Raw genomic sequence first — 21482 nt, forward strand, 5'->3', positions numbered from 1 at the left:
GCCTCAAGCTCCTGCCGCAAGCCGTCGTCCGCTTCGCTTGAAAGCGCCCCTATTGGCTTGCCCACACGATGCGGGCCATCCACTCCACCTGGTCGAGAGGCAGCAGGCGGTCCTCGTGGGCGGGGTTGAGGGAGCGCAGCTCGATCTGCCGGGCGGTCTTGCGCACCAGCTCCTTGGCCATCACCTCGCCCTCGCGGGTCTTCACCACCACCCGGTCGCCCCGGCGGATGTCCGCCTGGGGCGAGACCACCACGATGTCGCCATTGCGATACACCGGCTCCATGGAATCCCCGGCGATCTCCAGCGCGTAAGCGTGGGGGTCCTTCACCTCGGGAAACATGATCTCGTCCCAGCCCGCCCCCACCGGAAACCCTGCATCGCCGAAAAAGCCGCCGCGGCCGGCCTGCGCGAAACCGATCTGGGGAATGGAATGGATCGTTCCCTTCATGGGCGTCGCTTCCTCCTCGAAGCCGTCGCCGCCCAGATGGCCGGACAGCTCCGGCTCCAGCAAAGCGAAGAAATGCTCCACGCTGGTGCCGGTGGCATCCAGCGCCTTGGCGATGCTCTCGGTGGAGGGCCAGCGCGGCCGCCCATCCGTGGTGACCCGCTTCGAACGATTGAAGGTTGTGGGATCGAGCCCCGCCCGCTTGGCGAGACCGGACGTGGACAGCCCATGCTGCTCGGCCAGCTGATCCACCGCCCTCCAGATCTGCCCGTGGGTGAGCATGGTCATGTCGTGTCCTCGCGAGCCTTGCACATGATATGAATTTGTTCCCTATTTGTCCAGGAACCAAATCCTATTGCAACCTAATCACAACCATACCGCGCATTATGGCGTGTGTTATGCACGAAAATCACGGGGCTCCGCCTGTCCGGATGAATCAGGGCTTAAATCAGGGCCCGTATCGGGGGAGGACGCCAGGTCCCTTCGCCTTTGCCTCACCGGCGCCCGGTTCGCGTGGAAAAGGCTGCGGATAGACCCATGATCCAATGCCGCAGGGAGCCCCCATGTCTCGCCCCATCTACAAGATCAGCCCCTCGGGCCTCTGGGCCAGGGCCGAGGCCGAAGGCGCCTTCACCGGTGCGGCGGTGGATCTGGCGGACGGCTTCGTTCATTTTTCCACCGCCGCGCAGGTGCGCGAAACGGCGGCGCGCCACTTCGCAGAGGCCACCGACCTGAAGCTGGTGGCCGTGGATGCGGCCGCCTTGGGCGATGCGCTGAAATGGGAGCCCTCGCGCGGCGGCGCCCTGTTTCCACACCTTTACGCACCATTGCCCCTTTCCGCGGTGATCTGGGTGAAGGATCTCCCCCTCGGCGCCGATGGCGCCCACATCTTCCCGCCGCTGGATTGACGCGCTTCAGGCAACCGCGAACGTGCGGCGCATCAGGGATGGCAGGCGCAGGGCCTGCAGCACGCCGCGCGCCACCAGGAACACCATCAGCGCGGCCCACAGCCCGTCATTGCCGAATGATCGCAGGGCCCACCAAGCGGCGAGATAAAAGCCCACCGCCACCAGCATCAGGTTGCGCATCTCGCGCGACCACAGGGCGCCGATGAAGACCCCATCGAAAGCAAAGGCGCCCACCCCCACCACCGGCAGCAGCGCCGCGTAGACAAGGTAGCGCCGCGCCTCATCGCGCACCTGCGCGCTGGTGCTCATCAGGTCGATCAGCGCCGGCCCCACCAGCAGGTAGAGCACGCCGGCCGCGAGGGCGAAGCCGAAACCCCACATCAGCACCAGCTCGATGCCGCGCGCGAAATCGCTCCGCCGGCGCGCACCCACGGCGGCCCCGCACACCTGCTCGGCGGCGGTGGCGAATCCGTCGAGGAAATAGGCGGCCAGAAGGCCCAGATTCTGCAGCAGCGCATTGGCCGCCAGGGTCACATCCCCCGCCCGCGCGCCCTGTGCCGCGAAGAAGAAGAAGGCGAACATCAGCGCCGCCGTGCGGATCATGATGTCGCCATTGAGCAGCAGGGCCTCGCGCAGCCGCGCGGCATCGCGCAGCACCGCCCCGGGGACGCCGCGAAACAGGCCTGCCGGCCCGCCGCCCAGCAGGCGCACGCACACCGCGAGCCCCGCCACCGTGCCCGCCGCCTCGGCCACCAGCGTTCCGGCCGCGGCCCCCGCGATACCGAGCCCCGCGCCCAGCACCAGCACGATGGTGAGCGCCATGTTGAGCAGGTTCATGCCCATCTGCACCGCCAGCGCCCGCCCGGTGCGCCCAAGCCCCGTGAGCCAGCCCAAAATCGCGTAATTGGCCAGGCTGAACGGCGCTGCGAAGATGCGGACATGGTAGTAATCTGCGACCGCCCCGCTGACCTCGGCGCTGGCCCCCGCCAGCTTCAGGGCCAGGGCGAGAATGGGCACCTGCAGCAGCACCAGCCCCCCGCCGCAGAGCATGGCGATGAGCAGCGCGCGGGCGAGCACCGCCCTCTTCTCCACCCCATCGCCCCGCCCCACCGCCTGGGCGGCGAGCCCCACCGTGCCCATGCGCAGGAAGCCGAAGCCCCAGAACAGCATGTCGAAGATGACGGATGCCAGCGCCACCCCGCCGAGCAAAGCCGCATCGCCGAGGCGCCCCACCACCGCGGCGTCCACCACCCCCAGCAGCGGCGTGGTGAGATGCGCCACCGTCATGGGCAGGGCGATGGCGAGCACCCGCCGGTGCGTGACGGGCCCCTCGCCCCCGCTCATGGGCGCCGTCTCAGCGCCGAGCGCTCGCGATGCGCAGGATGAGCCACAGCGGCACCACGATGACCGCGCCCAGCAGGAAGTAGCGCCACAGCCGCTCAACCGCCTCGAAGCCGAAGGAGAACAGGCTGCGCACCAGCCGTTCCAGGCTCTGGAAGATGTTCATGGGGTCGAGCCCCAGCGCCGCCAGGATCACGCCCACCACGACCGACAACACCACGAGGCGCACCAGCACCCAGGCGGGCGAGCCGCCAAAGAAGCGGGTGAGCTCGTTATTGTCCGACATGGCGCGTCTCCTGTGCTCTGCGTCGTTTAGAGCAAATTCAGCCAAAGTGTAACGCGGTTTTGCGTCCGCATCCGCGATCTCCCAAGACGCCGGGGCAGGTTCCAGCAACCCGTGCGCGAGCATCGTCCCCCAGCGCAGGCCCGGTCGCGCCGGGACGATTCTCGCACACAAACTGCGGGACCACATCGCCCATCCCCTGCAACGGGGGCGCCCCTTGGCAGGGCGCTCGGGCGAAGGGCGCCGGGCCATGATCCGCTCGACACGGGACGCGTCTGCCGCTACGGCATTGCCGCAGCTTCGCACGCGCCCTCGCACGGCGCGTCGCAGGACCATCGACGGACACATGCGGGCGCCGGCGAAAGCACGCGGCCGCGAGGAGATGAGGCCCCCGATGACTTTCACCCTGCCCCGCCTTTGCGCCGCGTTCGCCCTCGCCCTGTCGCTCCTGCTGGGTCCGGCCCCCGCCTCTCCGGCCAGGGCCGCCGCGGAACCGGCGCGGACCATCATCATTCTCGACGGTTCCGGCTCCATGTGGGGGGTCGCCGGTGGCAAGCGCAAGCTGGTGGTGGCGCGGGAGACGGTGGAGAATGTGATGTCCCGGCTGCCGGCCGACCGCGAGGTGGGGCTGATGGCCTATGGCCACCGCCGCAAGGGCGACTGCGGCGACATCGAATTGCTGGTGCCGCCCGCCGCGAATTCCGGCCCGGCCGTGCGCGAGGCGGTGAAGTCCCTGCGCTTTCTTGGCATGACGCCGCTCTCCGCCGCCCTGCGCAAGGCCGCCGAGGCCCTACGCTACACCGAGGGCCCGGCCACCGTGGTGCTCGTGACCGACGGCATCGAGACCTGCGACGCCGACCCCTGCGCCACCGCCGCCGAGCTGGAGAAGGCGGGCGTCGCCTTCACCGCCCATGTGATCGGCTTCGGCCTCACGCGCGAAGAGGGCGCCCAGGTGGCCTGCATCGCGCAGAAGACCGGCGGCCGCTATATCGAAGCGCGCGACGGCGCCTCCCTCGACAAGGCCCTCACCGAAACCGTGAGCGACGCACCGCCCGCCAAGCCGGAACCCCAGCCCAAGGCGGCACCCCACCATCCCGGCGCCCCCATGATGCTGAATGTGGGACTTACCCCCACCGGCCGGACCACGGCGACCAAGGCCACCCCGGTGACGCAGCCCAGCTTCCCGCCCACCGGCACCATCGCCCAGTGTGAGGCCGCCTGCACCGCCGATGCCACCTGCGCCGCTTGGCGCTATGAGCCCAAGGGCAGCTATTTCATCGACCATGCGCGCTGCGCCCTGTTCGACGGCGGGACGGAATTCGAGATCGAGCGCTTCGACCCTGCCGACGGCTGGGCCTCCGGAATCAAGGACGGTCATCGGATGCTGGTGCGTCCGTATCTCATCGCCGTGACCTTCCAGGCCGACGGCGCCGATGCGCCCGTCTCCTGGTCGGCCGTGCCCGCCCCCGGCCAGACCCTGCCGCCCGAGGCCTGGGGCGCGGCCGAAGCCAGCGCCGACCCGGTGCGCGGCGAATTCCTGCCCGGCACCTATGACGTGCTCGGCACGGTCACGGAGGGCCCCTCGGCCGGCGCCACCTTTGGCGCGCAGGTGAAGATCACCCCCACCAGCCAGACCGCCTTCACCATCCCCCGCGCCGCCAACCCGGCACGATAGGGCGCCTCAAACGAAGGGGATCCCCCCTCGCGCTGAGAGGGCGCGCCAACGCAATGGTCCGGGGTCTGGCGCCTCCCTTCAGCGGAAGATCCAGACCACGCAGGCCACCGCGAGCAGCACCAGCAGCGCCGGCAAGCGATAATCCGCGACCCCGCGCCAGGGGCCGCAACTGTCCGCCCGTCGCCACAGGCTGATGTCGCTCCGTTCCGGTCCCGGCTTCGGAAAAATGCGGCTGACGCTCACGCCCACCAGCGCGGATGCGAGGGTCGAGAGGCCCGCCACCACCGTGAAATGCGGCAGCGGATCCATCATCCCGCTCCGCGCGAAATAGGCGCGCAGCACCAGCAGCCCGAGCCCGAGCCCATGGCCAAACACCAGCGTGGTGAGGGCACCGATCGCCGTCATGCGCGGCCAGAACATGCCGAGCAGGAACACCGCCACCACGGGCGGCACCGCATAGGAGAACACCTGCTGGATATAATTGAAGAGCCCGGGAAAATCGCGGATCACCAAGGGCCAGAAGGCGGCCACGACGATGAACAGGCCGGTGACCACCCGCCCCAGGCGCACCGCCCTCTTAGGGCTCCAGTCGCGGCCGTGTGCACCCGCGAAATCATACATCACCAGGGTGGCGGCCGAATTAAGGGTGGAATCGATGGTGGACATGATGGCGGCCAAGAGCCCCGACAGCACCAGCCCCACGACGCCCACCGGCAGGAAATGGCTCACCATCATCGGAAACACCTGGTCGCCCTTGTCGAGGGGCGGCAGCAGCGCCACCGCGAGCGCCGCCGGCAGGGCCATCATGAACAAGGGCAGGATTTTCAATGCCGCCGCCAGCAGCGCCCCTCGCCGCGCCGCCTCCAGCGAGCGCGCGCCGAGCACCCGCTGCATGATGTATTGGTTCGCCCCCCAATAATAAAAGCCGAGCACCGGCAGACCGAGCAGCACCCCGGTCCACGGCATGCTTGGATCGGAAGCCGGGCGAACGAGGCTCAAATGCTCCGCCGGCACCGCCGCCGCCATGGCCGAAAAGGAAAAGCCGAAGCGCGCGAACACCTCATAGCTGAGCGCCATCGAGCCGGCGATGAGCACCAAAGCCTGGATGACATCCGTATAGACAACACCGCGCAATCCGCCGGCCAGGGTATAGGCCCCAGCGAACAGGGCGAGGCCGATGCAGGCGGGCACGAACGGCAGACCCGGCACCAGAACCTGAAGCACCAGGATGCCCGCATAGACGCTGCCGGCCGCATCCACGAAAATGGAAAGGAAGATCGTCAGCGCCGACACATAGCGCTGCACGCCCACGCCGAACCGCCGGCCCAGATATTCCGGAATGGTGGTGAGATGGGTGCGCAGTAGCACGGGAATGGTGAACACCGCCATGCCCACCAGGATCACCGCCGCCCACAGCTCGTAGTGAGCAACCCCGATCCCATCCGTATAGGCCGCTCCCGCGACGCCGATGAGCGTGGTGGAGGAGATGTTCGACGCGAACAGCGACAGGCCGATAGCGACGCCACCGAGACTGCGACCGGCCAGGAACAACTCTTCCGCCGAAGTGGATTTACGCGAGACGATGACGCCGATGACGGCCACCACCACAAGATAACCGACGATGACACCGAGATCGATGGAATGCAGAGAGATCATATCGGGCGACGTCACGTCCCTTCTGTCTCGAAGATGCGCAAACATCTTCTGCCATTGGAGGACGGCGCCGAGATCCACGGGCACCGATGCGAGGAATGCCTCGGGGTAACACAGCCCAGTTCAGGTGTGAACCCGCACGGCGCCGCGCTGCCCGCCGGATTTGCTTCCCAGCTGGAAACCTGCTAAGCACCGCCACTTCACGAGGACGGCTACGCCGATCCGCCGACCGGACCCAAGGGTCCGGAGGTCACCGCCCGACAGCGCGTTGCGCCCTCGGGCGCGTTTGGCGTTGCCTCCACGCTCGTGAACCGAAACAGGACGCCCATGTTCGATAACCTCTCCGACCGCCTCGGCGGCATACTCGACAAGCTGAAGCGACGCGGCGCGCTGACCGAAGCCGACGTCGGCGAGGCCATGCGCGAGGTGCGCCGCGCGCTCATCGAGGCGGACGTCGCCCTCGACGTGGTGCGCTCGTTCACCGACCGCGTGAAGAAGCGCGCCGTCGGCATCGAGGTCATCAAGTCGGTGACCCCCGGCCAGATGGTGGTCAAGATCGTCCATGACGAGCTGGTCGCCACCCTGGGGTCGGATGCAGATCCCATCGATCTCAATGCGCCCGCGCCTTTGCCCATCCTGATGGTGGGTCTCCAGGGCTCGGGCAAGACCACCTCCACCGCCAAGATCGCCAAGCGCCTCACCGAGCGCAACAAGCGCCGGGTGCTGATGGCCTCGCTCGACACCCGCCGTCCGGCGGCCATGGAGCAGCTGGCCACCCTCGGCACCCAGGTGGAAGTGGCCACCCTTCCCATCGTCGCCGGCCAGAGCGCGGTGCAGATCGCCAAGCGCGCCATCGATGCCGCCAAGCTCGGCGGCTACGACGTGGTGATGCTCGACACCGCCGGTCGCGTCACGCTGGACGAGGCGCTGATGGCGGAGGTGGCCGAGGTGAAGGCCGCCACGGGCCCGCACGAAGTGCTGCTGGTGGCCGACAGCCTCACCGGCCAGGACGCGGTGAACACCGCCAAGGCGTTCGACGAGCGCGTGGGCCTCACCGGCATCGTGCTCACCCGCGCCGACGGCGACGGGCGCGGCGGCGCGGCGCTCTCCATGCGCGCGGTCACCGGCAAGCCCATCAAGCTGCTCGGCACCGGCGAAAAGATGGACGCGCTGGAGGATTTCGACCCCCATCGCGTGGCCGGCCGCATCCTGGGCATGGGCGACGTGGTGGCCCTGGTGGAGAAGGCCGCCGAGGCCATCGATATCGAAAAGGCCAAGGCCACCGCCGAGCGCATGCGCAAGGGCACCTTCGACCTGGAAGACCTGCGCGGCCAGCTCATCCAGATGCAGAAGATGGGCGGGCTCGGCGGCCTCATGGGCATGCTGCCCGGCGTCGCCAAGGTGAAGAACCAGATCGCCTCCGCCAATCTGGACGACAAGGTGTTCAAGCGGCAGGTGGCCATCATCGGCTCGATGACGGCCAGGGAGCGCGCCCACCCCAAGCTGCTCGACGCCTCGCGCAAGCGCCGCATCGCCGCCGGCTCCGGCACCAAGGTGGAGGAAATCAACCGCCTCCTGAAGATGCACCGGCAGATGGCGGACGTGATGAAGGCCATGGGTGGCAAGGCCGGCAAGCGCGGACCGCTGGCGGGCCTGGCCAACATGATGGGCTTCGGCGGCGGCGCACCCTCACCCGAAATGCTGCAGGACATGGCTGAGAAGATGGGCGCGGGCGGCGCCGGCGCGGCGGGCGGCGGCCTGCCACCGAACTTCCCCGGCCTGCCCGGCGGAGGCCTGCCGCCCAGCTTCCCCGGCGGCCTGCCGGGCTTGCCGGGACTTCCCAAGGGCCTGCCGGGACTGGGGAAGCCCAAGAAGAAATGAGTTTTGAGAGATGAGCCCGATCACGGCGTGGATATTGGAAAATATCCAGATCGACTTGGGCAACCTGGTTGTCGGCGTGGCCACCATCTTCATCGCGATGGTCACGCTGAGAACGACGATGGCCAACATCCGGATGGAAGCCAATCATCGGATTGCCTCCTTCCGGGTGACCTGGATCGAAGAACTGAGAAGCAACGTTTCAAAATTCATTGGAGCCGCGCACATCCTGAAAGGCAAGGTACTGGAGAATACGAAGGCCGAAACAGACGATCTTCATACCGACATCATGAAGATCGAAACCTACATTCTCCTGATGCTGAACCTGCATGAAGAGGAGCAGCGGCTCCTGAAGGACGAATTGGAGCAGACCCGGACCACCCTCATCCGCTTCGCGGAGACAAAGGACCCGAGCCTGGGCCAAGTCATCGACGAAAACCTGACGACGATATTGGAAGCAACCTCGAAAATCTTGAAGACAGAGTGGGACCGCGCGTCCGCTGAAATCAAGAAGAAGAACTGAAGAAAGGTAGTATCATGTCCCTCAAGATCCGTCTCGCCCGCGGCGGCGCCAAGAAGCGTCCCTATTACCGCATCGTGATCGCCGACAGCCGCTCTCCGCGTGATGGCCGCTTCATCGAGAAGATCGGCACCTTCAATCCGCTGCTGGCCAAGGATGCCGTCGAGCGCGTGGTGCTCGACACTGAGAAGGCGAAGGCCTGGCTCGAAAAGGGCGCCCAGCCCACCGATCGCGTGGCCCGCTTCCTGGACGCCGCCGGCCTCATGAAGCGCGACGCGCGCAACAACCCCAAGAAGGCCGAGCCCGGCGAGAAGGCCAAGGAGCGCGCCAAGGAGAAGGCCGAGAAGGCCGCCGCCGCTGCCGCCCCGGCCGAGGAAGCCCCGGCCGAGTGAGGCTGAGCGTGGCGCGTGGGGTCTCTCCCCGCCGCGCCGCCCGCCGGCGCATGCTGACTGGCGCCGGCCTGAACACCGCACGGGGCACCCGCCCCGTGCCTTGTGTACCGATCACAAGCCTTGAGCGGCTGCAGTGCACCCTCACACACGTCGGGCGGAACCGCCCCGGATCGCATGAGTCCTCATCCGACAGAGCGTTTCCGAGCGAGGTGGGAACCGGTGCGCGTGCAGGACACGCGTGGAAACAGACCACCCCGCGGCGAAGAAGCCGGTTCCGGGCGACACCGGCCGAAGCCCCCCTCGCGCCTCTGCGCGGCCTATCCTGGGGCCCGGCGCGCGGGGAATGCCGGCGCCACGGCGCACCGAAAGCGCAGTGGCTTCGGTGGGCATAGCGCCACAGCTCATGCCTTGGGCACGGCAAGGACCGCGCGAGCTCTCAGCCCCCAAGACGGAGAGGCACACGAGACCGACGGGCGCGTACCCGATGCGGCGCCCGGCGTCGCCAATGTCCCTCTTGCTCAAGGGCATGGGTGCAGGTCCGGATGAGCGCGCGTCGTTCGCGCCGGAATCTTCGTTCGGGCCCTGGCCCTGCACTTTGCCCCCTTCGTTGGCCGCGAAAGGAACCCCGTTGGCGCACGCGCCTTGACGCCCGCCCCTGCGCCCTATCTCAACCACGACGCGCGCCTCCGCCCCCATCGCAGCGTCATTCGGCGCGGCGGGATACCGTTCCGGCTGAAGAAACGGCTGTGACTCCATAGCGTTGAGGATGATCTTGGCCTCCGCGAAGCGGGGAGAAGGCTCAAGGCCGCATCGGGAACCTGACGCGCGCGATCCAGCCCGGGGGATTTACACTCCCCTCCCGCTTGCGCCCCGTTTGCGCCCGCCCAGGCTCACGGGGCCTTTGCAGCGTGGGCGGGACTTCCTATCTAAAGCTCTACCGCCCGTCCGCCGGCCTGTTCGGCGCCTCGCGCCGGCCCGCATCTAGACAAAGGCGCCTGCGCGCCCCATTCCTTCACCCCCTTTTCTTCTGGAGCGCTTTATGTCCGAACCCCTGACCCTCTCGTTCGCCAAACTCACCTCCGCCCCCAAGGGCGTGGTGATCGTGCTCACCGACGAGACGCTGGCGTTCGGCACCGCCACCCAGAAGCTGCTCAAGGGCGTTGACGGCGCCTTGACCCGCGCCTTCGACGCCGAACGTTTCAAGGGCAAGGCTTTCACCGGCGTGGACCTGCTGGCGCCCGCCGGGCTTGACGCCCCGCGCCTCATCGTCCTGTCCGTCGGCAAGGCGGCGGAGCTGAAGGCCACGGATTTCCTCAAGCTCGGCGGCGTCATCGCCGGAAAGATCCCGGCCAGCGCCCGCGAGGCCAGCGTGGTGGTGGAGCTGCCCGGCACGAAGATCGCGCCCGAATCGGTGGCCGAGATCGCCCTGGGCGCCAGCCTGCGGGCCTATGAGTTCGACCGCTACAAGACCAAGAAGAAAGAGGACAACGAGCGCGGCCCGCTCACCCTCAATGTCCTGGTTTCCGAAGAGGCTGCGGTGAAGCGCGCCTGGGCCGCCCGCGAGGGCGTGGGCGAAGGCGTGCTCATCGCCCGTGACCTGGTGAACGAACCCGCCAACGTGCTCGACCCGGCCGAGTTTGCCCGCCGCATCGAGACCCAGCTCGGCGCCGTGGGCGTCGAGGTGGAAGTGCTCGGCGATGCGCAGCTTCACGAGATCGGCATGCGCGCGCTGCTCGGCGTCGGCCAGGGCTCCATCAAGGAAAGCCGCGTGGTGGTGATGCGCTGGAACGGCGGCGCCAAGGATGACGCGCCGGTGGCCTTCATCGGCAAGGGCGTCATCTTCGACAGCGGCGGCATCTCCATCAAGCCCGCCGCCGGCATGGAGGACATGAAGGGCGACATGGGCGGGGCCGCCTGCGTCACAGGTCTGCTTTACGCGCTCGCCGCCCGCAAGGCGAAGGTGAACGCGGTGGGCGTGGTCGGCCTGGTGGAGAACATGCCCGACGGCGCGGCCCAGCGCCCCGGCGACATCGTCACCTCCCTGTCCGGCCAGACCATCGAGGTCATCAACACGGACGCGGAAGGCCGGCTCGTTCTGTCCGACGTGCTCTGGTACACGAAGGACCGCTTCAAGCCCAAGTTCATGATCGACCTTGCAACCCTCACCGGCGCCATCCTGGTGGCCCTGGGGCAGGAATATGCGGGCTTGTTCTCTAATGACGACACCCTGTCCGCCAACCTCACCAAGGCCGGCACCGAGACCGGCGAGAAGGTGTGGCGCCTGCCCATGGGCCCGGAATACGACAAGCTGATCGACAGCAAGTTCGCCGACATGAAGAATACGGGCGGGCGCAATGCCGGCTCCATCACCGCCGCCCAGTTCCTCCAGCGCTTCGTGGAGAAGACCCCCTGGGCGCATCTGGACGTGGCCGGCACCGCCATGTCGTCGCCCGCCTCGGACATCAACAAGAGCTGGGGCTCGGGCTGGGGCGTGCGCCTGCTCAACCAGCTCGTGAAGGACAATTACGAGGCCTGAGGTCCGCCGCAACTGTCTATTGACGGGGCCGCTCCGCCGGCCCCGTCTGCTGCACGTGGCGGGAGTGAATGCCGTTCCCAGCGGCCCTCCCTTGCGCCGCCCGCGCAGCCGCGTGAAAAAGGCGGACATGCAGAGGTCCGCCAGCCGCCATGACTGAAGTCCTGTTCTATCATCTCGAGCGCCGCCCTCTGGAGCAGGTGCTGCCGACGCTGCTGGAGAAGTCCCTGGAGCGGGGGTGGCGGTGCGTGGTGCAATGCGGGTCGCCCGAGCGGCGTGATGCACTCGATTCCCATCTGTGGACCTATAATGAAGCCTCCTTCATGCCCCACGGCACGGAGGCCCAGCCCCAGCCCGAGCGCCAGCCGGTGCTGATCGCCACCACCGAGGCCAATCCCAACGGCGCCCAGATCCGCTTTTTGGTGGATGCCGTGCCCCTCTCCGACGCCAGCGCCTATACCCGCGTCGTCCACCTGTTCGATGGCCGTGACGAGGAGCAGGTGGCCGCCGCCCGCGATCGCTGGCGCGAGGCCAAGGCCCAGGGCCACGCCCTCACCTATTGGCAGCAGGAGGAAACCGGCCGCTGGGTGCGCAAGGCCTGACGCCGAAGGCCGGCGAGGCTGGCGCGCCTCCCATCGCGCGGCTCGTTCAGCGGCGGTCAAGGCCGACACCGATGGCGCCCCGCTTCGAGTGTTTCCGCGCGACATGGAAACCGGTTGGCGTGAAGGACTTCCGCGAAAACAGAGGGATGGACTGTTTCACCCTCTCCCTGAAACACTGAAACAACCTAGGTCGCCAGCGCCTCCATGAGCGCACGCAGGGCCGGCGCGCGCGGCGGCAGCGCGGCATGCAGGCATACGATGCGCCGGGCATGGGCCGCAGCGTCGGGCAAGGGCAGGACGTGGACGCCCGCGTCCTCCAGCCCCGGCCACAGGGGCACCAATGCGTGCCCCATGCCGCGAGCCACCAGAAGGGCGATGGTCTCCAGCGCGTCGAGGTCGCAGCGCACCTCCGGATACAGGCCGCGCGCCTTCATATAGTCGGCGATCAGCCGCCCGCCCCAGGAGGATGGATCATAGCGGATGAACGGCTCTGCCTCGATGGATGCCGCCACCTCCTCCACCCCCACCGGCTCGCGGCTCAGCAGCACCAGGGGTTCCGTGCGCAGGGCGTGGCAGGCGACAGCCTTGGGCAACAAAAAGGGCGGCGCCACCAGGATGGCGGCGTCGAGCTCGCCGCGCAGCAGCAGCTCGTAAAGGTGGGCCGAAGAGCCGGGCACCAGTTGCAGCTTCAGGCCCGGCGCGGTGCGCGACAGGGTGTCGAGCACCTCCGGCATCAGCCCCGTGAGCATGGTGGAGATGGCCCCCACGGAGAGCTCGCCGGCCAGGGCATCCCCCGCAATGTCGTCCTTCAGCAGGGCCGCTTCGCTCAACAGGCGCCGCGCCCGCGGCAGCAGGGCAAGGCAGGCCTGGGTGGGCTGGGCGGCGTGGGCGGTGCGGGCAAGAAGCGCGCAGCCCAGCTCCCGCTCCAGTGCCTGCACGCGCTGGCTCACGGCCGCCGCGGTCAGCTTCTCCCGCCGCGCGGCGGCCGCGATGGAGCCCGTCTCCGCCACCGCCACGAGGCTCTGAAGGAAGCGCAGATCCACAATTTTTCCTTATGCTGAGACATGGGATTATGTAGTTTTTATATCGTATGGCCTGCGCTAATCAGCAGTCAAACCTCGCAGCCCCGGAGCCGCCCATGACCGCCGACAACACAGCCCAGACCATCCCTGCCCGCTCCCTGTTCCACCTGGCGTTCCACGTCACGGACCTTGATGCCGCCCGCAAGTTCTACGGCGGCGTGCTGGGCTGCGCGGAAGGCCGCTCCACGGATACCTGGGTGGATTTCGACTTTTTCGGGCACCAGATCTCCCTGCATCTGGGCACCCCCTTCCCTGTCACCCGCACCGGCAAGGTGGGCGATCACATGGTGATGATGCCGCATTTGGGCGCCGTGCTGCCGCTGGATGACTGGTTCGCACTGGCGGACCGGCTGCAGAAGGCGGGCATCGCCTTCGACATTCCGCCCATCATCCGCTTTGAGGGCGAGCCCGGCGAGCAGCGCACCATGTTCTTCTTCGATCCGGCTGGAAACCCCATCGAAATCAAGGGCTTCAAGGACTTCGCGGGCGTCTTCGCCCATTGATGATCAAGGGCCCGTGGGTGCATCTCACGGGCCGCCACGCCAGCCTTGCGGCGGGTCGTGAAGACGGCCGGTGCCAGCCGAGGGCCGCGCCCGTTGGGATGAAGCCGTGCCGGGCGCACGCTGCCGCGATTTCAGAGCCGATCCACCGGCACCGGCTTTCCAAACAGCCAGCCCTGCGCGATGGCTTCCGGGAACAGAGCCAGGATGTGTGCCGCCTGCTCCGGCTCCTCCACCCCCTCCACCACCAGATCCACCTTCAACGAGCGCGCCGTGGCGCAGATGGTCTCGACGATGGCTGAACTCGCGGCCGCCTTGCCGATGGCCCGCGTGAACATCTTGTCGATCTTGATACCGCTGATGGGCAGCCGGGCCAGATAGGCCAGGTTGGAATAACCGGTGCCGAAATCGTCGATGAAGAACTTGTAGCCGCGCGCGCGCAGGGTCTCGACCGCTTCCTTGAGCTGGTCATGGTCGGCCGTGGAGCGCTCCGTCAGCTCCACCACCACCCGGGCGGGCGCGACGCCATGGCGCTGCACTTCCGCGTCCAGGTAGTTCAGCAACTTCATGTCCAGCAGATCCGTGACGGAGAAGTTGATGTGGACGTCGAAGTCTTCATCACCCGTCAGCCGGTCGCGCATCTCCGCAAGGCTCATGCTGATGACGCGGCGCGTGATGACGCTGATGAAGCCCTTGTGCTCCGCGATCGCGATGAAGATATCCGGAGAAATGAGGTGGTCCTGCTCGTCGGTCAGGCGCGCCAGCGCCTCCACCCCAACAATGCGTCGGTCGCTGAGGCGCACGAGCGGCTGATAGACCATGAAGAGCCGGTCAAGCGCCACCGCGCGTCGGATCTGTTCGGGCAGGGAGGCAAGCTTCCGGCGGCGCAGCGCCAGCGCCAGGCCGAGGGACCCCGCCGTCACCGCCCCCGCCGCGCCGAGGCCCAGCCAGATGGCCGCCGGCTGCTTCAGAATGCTGACATTCGAGAGCGATGCCACGGCACAGATGTCGATGCTCTCGGCACAGGAGGCCGTCATCAGCCGCGGGCCGAATTCAAAGGGCTTCTGGCGCGTGCCGAGCCGCTCCTTCATGCCGCGCGTGTCGCCGAATGAGCGAAAGACATAGCTGCCGTCTCGGGTCAGGACCAGGGCCGCATGGCCATGGTCCGGCGCCTCGTAAAGCTTGAAGGCCGCCGGCGCCGTGAAAGCGATGACCGAGCCCCGCCGGGCCATGGACACCATCAGGCGGGGATCCATGGGGCTGCGCACATGCCGCCACAGCTCGGTGCCGCTCGCCTGGCGGCGCTGCGGCGGATCCAGCTCCACTGGCTCCGGCAGATGCCCCCAACCTGCCGAACAGACGACGCGGTTATCCACGACACGGGCGATGTCGCTCAAATACTCGTTCAGGAACAATGCATAGCGCATGTTCTCAAGGTCCCGGGCGGAGCAGATCTCGGCGCCATGGCGCTCGACCTCTTCCATGGTCCTAACCTGCGCCTGCGCGACAGCCACCGACCTTTCGAGCACGCCATTCAGATAGCTCGTCAGGCCCGCCCAGGAGATCTCCACCAGCGCGATCTGCCCCGCCAGGATGAACAGGAGCGCCCCCACGGCCGCGAAGGCCAGGATGAGGATGTGATCCCTGTTGGTGGTCCGCATGCGGCCCATGTCCACCAGCCTTTCGGCGCCCCCGCCGCCCGTGCGCGCCAGCGCGTCGGGACATGTTTTCCATTTTGAGCGGCACGGGGCCCGCCCTGCCACCATCGCTTCGCTACAGCGAAGCTCACCCCCGCATCAAGACCAGCGCCCCTGGCACAATCGACCCGCGTCTTTGATCTGCGGTCGGCAGGCACGACCACAGGCCCATGAGCCAAGCTTACGAACATCGGGTCTTAGCGCGTCGCCGTCCCCGCGGTATTGCGCTGGCGCATTGCCGCGACGAGAATCGTCCGCGCGACGCGAGAAAATGCGCCGCGCGAACGAGACATGACGAAGAATGACCGGCGCCGAAACCGCCCCGCCCCGGCGGGACGGCTTCAGCCGGCGACGCTCCAATGCAGCGGGAAGGTGGGATCGAACACCGTCAGCATCCCCTCGGCGGTGGGGATCTTGCGCGGATAGTCCACGACATCCCCCTTGGTGAGGGTGATGCGCGCCTCGTTCGGCGGCAGGCGGTAGAAGGCCGGGCCGTTGAGGGAGATGAACGCCTCCAGATTGTCGAGCGCGCCATCCTGCTCGAACACCTCGGTCACCGCCGAAAGGGCGTTGGTGGCGGTGTAGCAGCCGGCGCAGCCGCAGGCGCATTCCTTGGCCGGGTCGAGATGGGGCGCGCTGTCGGTGCCCAGGAAGAAGTGGCGGTCGCCGGAGGTGGCGGCGGCCCGCACCGCCAGGCGATGCTCCTCGCGCTTGGCCACCGGCAGGCAGTAATAATGGGGCTTGATGCCGCCCACCAGGATGTGGTTGCGGTTGATGATGAGGTGCTGGACCGTGATGGTGGCGGCGATGTCGTCGCCCCCCTGGCGCACATAATCGACGCCCTCACGGGTGGTGATGTGCTCCAGCACCACGCGCAGGCCCGGCGTGCGGCGACGCAGGGGCTCCAGCACGCGCTCGATAAACACCGCCTCGCGGTCGAACACGTCCACCGCCGGGTCGGTCACCTCGCCGTGCACGCACAAGGGCAGGCCGATCTCGGCCATGGTGTCGAACACCTTCTGCACCTTGGAGAAATCGCGCACGCCCGAGGCCGAATTGGTGGTGGCGCCGGCCGGATAGAGCTTCACCGCATGGATGAGGCCATCCGCCTTGGCCGCCTTCAGGTCGGCCGGGTCGGTCTGCTCGGTGAGGTAAACGGTCATGAGCGGATCGAAGCTCATGCCCGCCGGCACCGCCGCCAGGATGCGCTCGCGATAGGCCGCCGCCTGGGCGCCGGTGACCACGGGAGGCACCAGGTTCGGCATCACGATGGCGCGGGCGAAGTGGCGCGCCGTCTCGCCCACCACCGCCTGCAGCACCGCACCGTCACGCAGATGCAGGTGCCAGTCATCCGGCCGGCGGAGGGTGAGGGAGCGGGGGGCTTCGGCCATGGTGGTTCCTTCGCAATGCTTGCAGGCGCGCGCACGGGCCCGCCTTCGCCGCGGAAATCGCCATGGAAGCGCGCCCGATGCAAGCCCCTTTGGCGCCCCTCAACGGATCATGAAGCCGATGGCGATGGCATTGGCGATGTCGATGAAGAAAGCCGACACCAGAGGCAGGATGATGAAGGCGGTGGGCGCCGGGCCGTGGGTCTTCGTCACGGCCGTCATGTTGGCGATGGCGGTGGGCGTGGCGCCCAGGCTGATGCCGGTGAAGCCGGCCGAAATCACCGCCGCCTGGTAGTTCTTCCCCATGGCCGGGAACACGATAAACAAGATGTAGGCCACCGACACCAGGGTCTGCAGCCCCAGCACCACCGCCAGCGCCGGCCCCAGGCCGCCAAGGGTCCACAGCTGCATGCTCATGAGCGACATGGCGAGGAAGATCTTCAGCGACAGGTCCGAGATCAGCGCCAGCGCCGGCGTGCGCGCCGGCCAGGGCGCGCGGCGCAGCACCAGCGGCACCGTGTTCGTGATGATGATGGCCACCAGCAGGCACACCACGAACAGGGGCAGCTTGATGCCCGTCATCTCGACCAGATCCTCCAGCCCATAGGCGATGAGGATCACGATGTTGAGCACCAGCAGCGAGCTGAGGATGTTCGTATAGGTGACCTTGCCCGCGTCGGGCCCCACATCCTCCTCCGGCAGGCCGACCATGGGCGGCTGGATCTCGTCGGAGCGCAGCTTGAAGCGATTGATGAGGATGCCGGCGATGGGGCCACCCACCACGCTCGCCAGCACCAGGCCCAAAGTGGCGCTGGCGATGCCGATTTCCAGCGCGTTGGCGAGGCCGAACCGCTCGGAGATGATGGGCGCCCAGGCGATGGTGGTGCCATGCCCGCCGATCAGCGACACCGAGCCCAGAAGCGGCCCGATGCCATAAGGCAGCCCCAGCACCGCGGCGCCGCCCACCGCCACCACATTCTGCACCACCAGATAGACCACTGTGAGCAGCAGCAGGATGAGGAGCGGCTTGCCGCCAGTCGCGAGATCGGACAGCCGCGCATTGAGGCCGATGCCGGTGAAGAAATACAGCAGCAGCATGTCCCGCGCGGTGAGATCGAACGAGATGGCCAGCCCGAACACTCGATAGGCGATGAGGGTGCAGATGGCGGCCAGCAGGCCGCCCGTCACCGCCTCGGGAATGTTCCAGCGCCGCAGCGGCGCGATGATGCCGTTGAGGCCCGCCCCCACGAAATAGACCAGGATGGCGATGGTGAAGGTCAGCAGGCCCTGGGCCTCGTAGGTCGCCGGCATGTCGCTCCCGTTGGTTGTTGGCAGAAGGGTCGAACGCCCTGCATCAGGGTGTCCAAGGAAGCACAAAATGGCGGAGGCCTCACCCCCGCATCGCATCGCGGGCTCAATGCCGCCAAAGGCCACTCAGCCGCGCTCGCCCCCTTGATGGTGGGTGAAGTGGTCGGTCAGGGCCAGGACCGCATAGCCGCAGATGAAAATGACATTGGCCAGGGCCAGCCACTTCACCTGTGCCTCGCTCACCGAAATTTCCAGCTTCATGAGAGCCTTGAGCAAAGTGATGCCGGCAATGGCCATCATGGAGGCGAACAATTTCTGCTTGAGCCCGGAAAAGCTCACCCGGCGCATCCAGCCCGGCCAGCCCTCCGCGTGGCGGCGGTCGATTTGACCCACGAAATTCTCGTAGCCGGAACAGATGATGATGACCAGCAGCCCGCCCACCAGGGTGAGGTCGATGAGGCTCAAAAGGCCCATCAGCACCTCGGTCTCGCTGGCGGAGGCGAGGCGCCAAGTGAAGGCCCAAAGCTGCATGAAGAAGGAGGCGACCGCCAGCACCAGGGCGAATGCGAGGCCCAGAAACAGCGGCACCAGGGCATAGCGGCAGAGCACCACGAGCAGCGAGATCAGCAAGGCCATGCGCCCTCCGCTGCGGAAGCCGGCGCCGAGCCTTCGCCCGGCGCCGCATATGGCGTCAGAAGCTGCCCACGGCGGAGCCCAGGACGATCACCACCACCAGCGCCAGCAGGGCGCTGACGATGCCGGACATGACGATGTCCATGTAGCCGTCCTTGTGGCTCACCCCGCAGACGGACAGCAGCGTGACCACCGCGCCATTGTGCGGCAGGCTGTCCAGGGTGCCCGAGCCGATCACTGCCACGCGATGCATCAGCTCCGGATTCATGCCGATCTGCTGGGCGATCTGCATGTAAGTGGGCCCCAGCGCGTCGAGGGCGATGGTGAGGCCGCCCGAGGCGGAGCCCGTGAGCGCCGCCAGGATGTTGGTGGCCACCGCCAGCGACACCAGCGGCCCGCCCTCGATGCCCAGCACCCAGTTGCGCACATCCTCGAAGGCCGGGGTTGCCGCCACGATGGCGCCGAAGCCGACCAGGCTCGCCACCGACAGGATGGGCAGGACCGAGGCATTGGCGCCCGCAGCCATGGTGGCGCGCAGCACCGGCACCGAGCGGAAATTGATCGCGACCACAGTGATGATGGCCGCGATCAGGGCCGTGATAACCGACCACACGCCGCCCACGGCCGCCAGGGTCACGCCACCCCAACGCTCTTCGGCCAGGAACGACACGTCGATGTTCGGCAGCACCGCGAAGGACATCAGCAGGTTCACCGCCACCACCACGACGATGGGCAGGGCCGCGAGGAGGATGGGCGGGCCCACCGGGCTCTCATCGCTGTGCTCGATCTCCGCCGGGTCGAACGCGCCGGAGGTGGTGGCGCGCTCACGCACGATGGGGTCTTCCGCCGCCTTCTCCACGCTTTCCGCCGGGTCCAGCACGATACCGCCGAAGCCCTCGCCGCGGGCGCGCGCCTTGCTCTCCGCCCGCTTCAGCCACCACAGGCCGAAGCCGAGCATCACCGCCGAGGCGATGAGGCCAAGGCCCGGCGCCGCGAACGGCGTGGTGCCGAAGAAGGGCATGGGAATGGCGTTGTTGATGGAGGGCGTGCCGGGCATGGCCGACATGGTGAAGGTGGTGGTGCCGAGCGCCACCGCCGCCGGCATCAGCCGGCGCGGCAGCTGGGCCGCCCGGAACAGCTCGATGGCCATGGGCACCAGCACGAAGAAGGCCACGAACAGGCTGACGCCGCCATAGGTGACGATGGCACCCGCCAGCACTACCGCCAGCACCGCTCGCTGCGCCCCCAGCTTCTGCGTCATGAACTGGGCGATGGAGGTGACCGAGCCGGAATCCTCCATCAGCTTGCCGAACACCGCGCCCAGCAGGAACAGCGGGAAGAATTGCGCGACGAACTGCGCCGCGTTGGGCATGAAGGTCTGGGTCCAGCTCGCGAGCAAGGGCTCGCCCGCGAACGCCGCCACCAGAAGCCCCGCCACCGGCGCGATGATGAGGATCGAGGAACCCTTGAAGGCGAAATAGATAAGGACGGCGAGGCCGACCAGGATGCCGAGGAGGCCCATAGGTTCAGCTCCGCTGGTTCAAAGTTCAGACAGGAGTTGTTCGAAGTCCACGGTGGACGCCTTGCCGATGTCGTTGCCGTGCTCGGTCAGGAACACGTCCGCCGCCTTGCGCCCCTCGTCCCTCAGCCAGGAGATGAACTCCCATTCTGCATTGAGCTTGGAGGAAAAGCCGAGCGCATTCATCACCGGGTTGCGCACCACATGCACGCGCATGCGGGCCCAGTCGCAGGCCTCCGTGTCACCGGTCAGCTGGCTCGCGTGGCGCTGCAGCAGCGCCATCATGTAGAGTTCCTTCACCGCCACCGAATTGAACGACACCTCGTTCAGCCGGTTGAGGATCTCGGTGGGCGTCTTGGGCGTGCCGGCCCGCTCCAGCGGATTGATGGGGATGAGGATGGTGTCGTCGCTCTTCAGCTCGCTCACCAGCGGCGCCAGGGTCGGATTGCCCGAATAGCCGCCATCCCAATAGGCCTCCCCGTCGATCTCCACGGCCTGGAACAGGGTGGGCAGGCAGGCCGAGGCCATCAGCGCCTCGGGCGTGATGTCGGCGTTGCGGAACACGCGCGGACGGCCGGTGCGCACATTGGTGGCGGTGATGAACACCTTGATGGGGGACTGGCGCAGCCGCTCGAAATCGATCTGCTTTTCCAGGATTGGCGCCAGCGCGTTGCGGCCCATGGGGTTGTACTGATAGGGCGAGAACACCCGCGTCATCAGGTCCATGAACAGGAAGCCCGGCGCCGTGTCGAGCGACCAGCGGCCCATGACCTTGTCCCAAAGGGAGCGCTGGAAGGGGCTGAAGCGCGCTTCCTCCGAGACATGGCGCCAATAACGCGCCAGCGCGTCCTTGGCCCCCTCCCGGCCACCGGCCGCATAGCCATCGGCCAGCACGGCGGCGTTCATGGCACCGGCGGAGGTGCCGGAAACGCCCTCGATCTCGAGCCAGGTTTCCTCCAGGAGGCGGTCGAGCACGCCCCAGGTGAACGCTCCGTGAGAGCCGCCGCCCTGCAAGGCAAAGTCGACCAGAACCGGTTCCCGTTCCATTTGCGATCCCCTCTTCGCAATCGGCGCGCCACCATCCCGGTCGGCGCGCGCTGGCTCTTCATTGCAGGGGCCGGCGTC

The 21482-nt window shown here is 67.5% G+C and carries 19 protein-coding genes; 8 read left to right on the forward strand and 11 right to left on the reverse strand.

What is annotated here, in order from left to right:
• Window positions 1–49 precede the first annotated feature (49 nt).
• On the reverse strand, window positions 50–727 hold the full coding sequence (locus L0966_RS06275; protein WP_234051299.1) for a helix-turn-helix transcriptional regulator: 678 nt from the start codon (window positions 725–727) through the stop codon (window positions 50–52).
• A gap of 281 nt (window positions 728–1008) precedes the next feature.
• Between L0966_RS06275 and L0966_RS06280 the strand changes: the two genes are divergently transcribed.
• Window positions 1009–1353 (forward strand): DUF952 domain-containing protein, encoded by a 345-nt coding sequence (locus L0966_RS06280; RefSeq protein WP_234051010.1) that lies wholly within the window; start codon window positions 1009–1011, stop codon window positions 1351–1353.
• Window positions 1354–1359: 6 nt separating this feature from the next.
• Here the strand turns inward: L0966_RS06280 and L0966_RS06285 are convergent, their stop codons facing one another.
• Window positions 1360–2697 carry an MATE family efflux transporter gene (locus tag L0966_RS06285; protein WP_234051011.1) on the reverse strand — a complete coding sequence of 446 codons (1338 nt, stop codon included), beginning with the start codon at window positions 2695–2697 and terminating at the stop codon, window positions 1360–1362.
• A gap of 10 nt (window positions 2698–2707) precedes the next feature.
• Window positions 2708–2980 (reverse strand): DUF6460 domain-containing protein, encoded by a 273-nt coding sequence (locus L0966_RS06290; protein ID WP_234051012.1) that lies wholly within the window; start codon window positions 2978–2980, stop codon window positions 2708–2710.
• 391 nt (window positions 2981–3371) lie between these two features.
• Here L0966_RS06290 and L0966_RS06295 point away from each other — a divergent pair, with 391 nt between their 5' ends.
• A complete protein-coding gene (locus tag L0966_RS06295) occupies window positions 3372–4652 on the forward strand; it encodes a VWA domain-containing protein (RefSeq protein ID WP_234051013.1) in 1281 nt (426 codons plus the stop codon).
• Window positions 4653–4730: 78 nt separating this feature from the next.
• Here the strand turns inward: L0966_RS06295 and L0966_RS06300 are convergent, their stop codons facing one another.
• Window positions 4731–6323: a sodium/solute symporter gene (locus L0966_RS06300; protein ID WP_234051014.1), complete on the reverse strand. Its 1593-nt coding sequence runs from the start codon at window positions 6321–6323 to the stop codon at window positions 4731–4733.
• Window positions 6324–6632: 309 nt separating this feature from the next.
• Here L0966_RS06300 and ffh point away from each other — a divergent pair, with 309 nt between their 5' ends.
• The 5 genes from ffh to L0966_RS06325 all read left to right on the forward strand — a co-directional run bounded on the left by ffh (window position 6633) and on the right by L0966_RS06325 (window position 12230).
• On the forward strand, window positions 6633–8186 hold the full coding sequence (ffh, locus tag L0966_RS06305) for a signal recognition particle protein (protein WP_234051015.1): 1554 nt from the start codon (window positions 6633–6635) through the stop codon (window positions 8184–8186).
• A 10-nt stretch (window positions 8187–8196) separates the two neighbouring features.
• On the forward strand, window positions 8197–8706 hold the full coding sequence (locus L0966_RS06310; RefSeq protein WP_234051016.1) for a hypothetical protein: 510 nt from the start codon (window positions 8197–8199) through the stop codon (window positions 8704–8706).
• 14 nt (window positions 8707–8720) lie between these two features.
• Window positions 8721–9095: a 30S ribosomal protein S16 gene (gene rpsP / locus L0966_RS06315; RefSeq protein WP_234051017.1), complete on the forward strand. Its 375-nt coding sequence runs from the start codon at window positions 8721–8723 to the stop codon at window positions 9093–9095.
• Window positions 9096–10134: 1039 nt separating this feature from the next.
• Window positions 10135–11631 (forward strand): leucyl aminopeptidase, encoded by a 1497-nt coding sequence (locus L0966_RS06320; protein WP_234051018.1) that lies wholly within the window; start codon window positions 10135–10137, stop codon window positions 11629–11631.
• Between the two features lie 149 nt (window positions 11632–11780).
• Entirely contained in the window at window positions 11781–12230 is a 450-nt protein-coding gene (locus L0966_RS06325; RefSeq protein WP_234051019.1) for a DNA polymerase III subunit chi, read from the forward strand.
• Between the two features lie 185 nt (window positions 12231–12415).
• On the opposite strand, the gene L0966_RS06330 is transcribed toward L0966_RS06325, so the two are convergent.
• Window positions 12416–13273, reverse strand: coding sequence for a LysR substrate-binding domain-containing protein (locus L0966_RS06330; protein WP_234051020.1), 858 nt, complete (start codon window positions 13271–13273; stop codon window positions 12416–12418).
• A 95-nt stretch (window positions 13274–13368) separates the two neighbouring features.
• Here L0966_RS06330 and L0966_RS06335 point away from each other — a divergent pair, with 95 nt between their 5' ends.
• Window positions 13369–13815 carry a VOC family protein gene (locus tag L0966_RS06335; protein WP_234051021.1) on the forward strand — a complete coding sequence of 149 codons (447 nt, stop codon included), beginning with the start codon at window positions 13369–13371 and terminating at the stop codon, window positions 13813–13815.
• Window positions 13816–13946: 131 nt separating this feature from the next.
• Here the strand turns inward: L0966_RS06335 and L0966_RS06340 are convergent, their stop codons facing one another.
• The 6 genes from L0966_RS06340 to L0966_RS06365 all read right to left on the reverse strand — a co-directional run bounded on the left by L0966_RS06340 (window position 13947) and on the right by L0966_RS06365 (window position 21404).
• Window positions 13947–15482 carry an EAL domain-containing protein gene (locus L0966_RS06340; protein WP_234051022.1) on the reverse strand — a complete coding sequence of 512 codons (1536 nt, stop codon included), beginning with the start codon at window positions 15480–15482 and terminating at the stop codon, window positions 13947–13949.
• Window positions 15483–15850: 368 nt separating this feature from the next.
• Window positions 15851–16900 (reverse strand): dihydroorotase, encoded by a 1050-nt coding sequence (gene pyrC, locus L0966_RS06345; RefSeq protein WP_234051023.1) that lies wholly within the window; start codon window positions 16898–16900, stop codon window positions 15851–15853.
• A gap of 99 nt (window positions 16901–16999) precedes the next feature.
• Window positions 17000–18208 (reverse strand): sodium/glutamate symporter, encoded by a 1209-nt coding sequence (gene gltS / locus L0966_RS06350; RefSeq protein WP_234051024.1) that lies wholly within the window; start codon window positions 18206–18208, stop codon window positions 17000–17002.
• A gap of 123 nt (window positions 18209–18331) precedes the next feature.
• Window positions 18332–18841, reverse strand: a complete 510-nt coding sequence (locus L0966_RS06355) for a YqhA family protein (RefSeq protein ID WP_234051025.1) — start codon at window positions 18839–18841, stop codon at window positions 18332–18334.
• Between the two features lie 55 nt (window positions 18842–18896).
• Window positions 18897–20360: a GntP family permease gene (locus L0966_RS06360; RefSeq protein WP_234051026.1), complete on the reverse strand. Its 1464-nt coding sequence runs from the start codon at window positions 20358–20360 to the stop codon at window positions 18897–18899.
• 18 nt (window positions 20361–20378) lie between these two features.
• Window positions 20379–21404 (reverse strand): patatin-like phospholipase family protein, encoded by a 1026-nt coding sequence (locus L0966_RS06365; protein WP_234051027.1) that lies wholly within the window; start codon window positions 21402–21404, stop codon window positions 20379–20381.
• Window positions 21405–21482 lie beyond the last annotated feature (78 nt).

Origin of the sequence: Xanthobacter sp. NM-59 (assembly GCF_021401125.1) — a bacterium.
Classification (GTDB): domain Bacteria; phylum Pseudomonadota; class Alphaproteobacteria; order Rhizobiales; family Xanthobacteraceae; genus Xanthobacter.

What these genes read in the sequence shown, in the direction of transcription:
- pyrC (WP_234051023.1), bottom strand. Translation starts at nt 16,900, where the DNA reads ATGGCCGAAGCCCCCCGCTCCCTCACCCTCCGCCGGCCGGATGACTGG.
- gltS (WP_234051024.1), bottom strand. Translation starts at nt 18,208, where the DNA reads ATGCCGGCGACCTACGAGGCCCAGGGCCTGCTGACCTTCACCATCGCC.
- L0966_RS06320 (WP_234051018.1), top strand. Translation starts at nt 10,135, where the DNA reads ATGTCCGAACCCCTGACCCTCTCGTTCGCCAAACTCACCTCCGCCCCC.
- L0966_RS06325 (WP_234051019.1), top strand. Translation starts at nt 11,781, where the DNA reads ATGACTGAAGTCCTGTTCTATCATCTCGAGCGCCGCCCTCTGGAGCAG.
- L0966_RS06340 (WP_234051022.1), bottom strand. Translation starts at nt 15,482, where the DNA reads ATGGGCCGCATGCGGACCACCAACAGGGATCACATCCTCATCCTGGCC.
- L0966_RS06280 (WP_234051010.1), top strand. Translation starts at nt 1,009, where the DNA reads ATGTCTCGCCCCATCTACAAGATCAGCCCCTCGGGCCTCTGGGCCAGG.
- L0966_RS06275 (WP_234051299.1), bottom strand. Translation starts at nt 727, where the DNA reads ATGCTCACCCACGGGCAGATCTGGAGGGCGGTGGATCAGCTGGCCGAG.
- ffh (WP_234051015.1), top strand. Translation starts at nt 6,633, where the DNA reads ATGTTCGATAACCTCTCCGACCGCCTCGGCGGCATACTCGACAAGCTG.
- rpsP (WP_234051017.1), top strand. Translation starts at nt 8,721, where the DNA reads ATGTCCCTCAAGATCCGTCTCGCCCGCGGCGGCGCCAAGAAGCGTCCC.
- L0966_RS06295 (WP_234051013.1), top strand. Translation starts at nt 3,372, where the DNA reads ATGACTTTCACCCTGCCCCGCCTTTGCGCCGCGTTCGCCCTCGCCCTG.
- L0966_RS06360 (WP_234051026.1), bottom strand. Translation starts at nt 20,360, where the DNA reads ATGGGCCTCCTCGGCATCCTGGTCGGCCTCGCCGTCCTTATCTATTTC.
- L0966_RS06355 (WP_234051025.1), bottom strand. Translation starts at nt 18,841, where the DNA reads ATGGCCTTGCTGATCTCGCTGCTCGTGGTGCTCTGCCGCTATGCCCTG.
- L0966_RS06335 (WP_234051021.1), top strand. Translation starts at nt 13,369, where the DNA reads ATGACCGCCGACAACACAGCCCAGACCATCCCTGCCCGCTCCCTGTTC.
- L0966_RS06365 (WP_234051027.1), bottom strand. Translation starts at nt 21,404, where the DNA reads ATGGAACGGGAACCGGTTCTGGTCGACTTTGCCTTGCAGGGCGGCGGC.
- L0966_RS06310 (WP_234051016.1), top strand. Translation starts at nt 8,197, where the DNA reads ATGAGCCCGATCACGGCGTGGATATTGGAAAATATCCAGATCGACTTG.
- L0966_RS06285 (WP_234051011.1), bottom strand. Translation starts at nt 2,697, where the DNA reads ATGAGCGGGGGCGAGGGGCCCGTCACGCACCGGCGGGTGCTCGCCATC.
- L0966_RS06290 (WP_234051012.1), bottom strand. Translation starts at nt 2,980, where the DNA reads ATGTCGGACAATAACGAGCTCACCCGCTTCTTTGGCGGCTCGCCCGCC.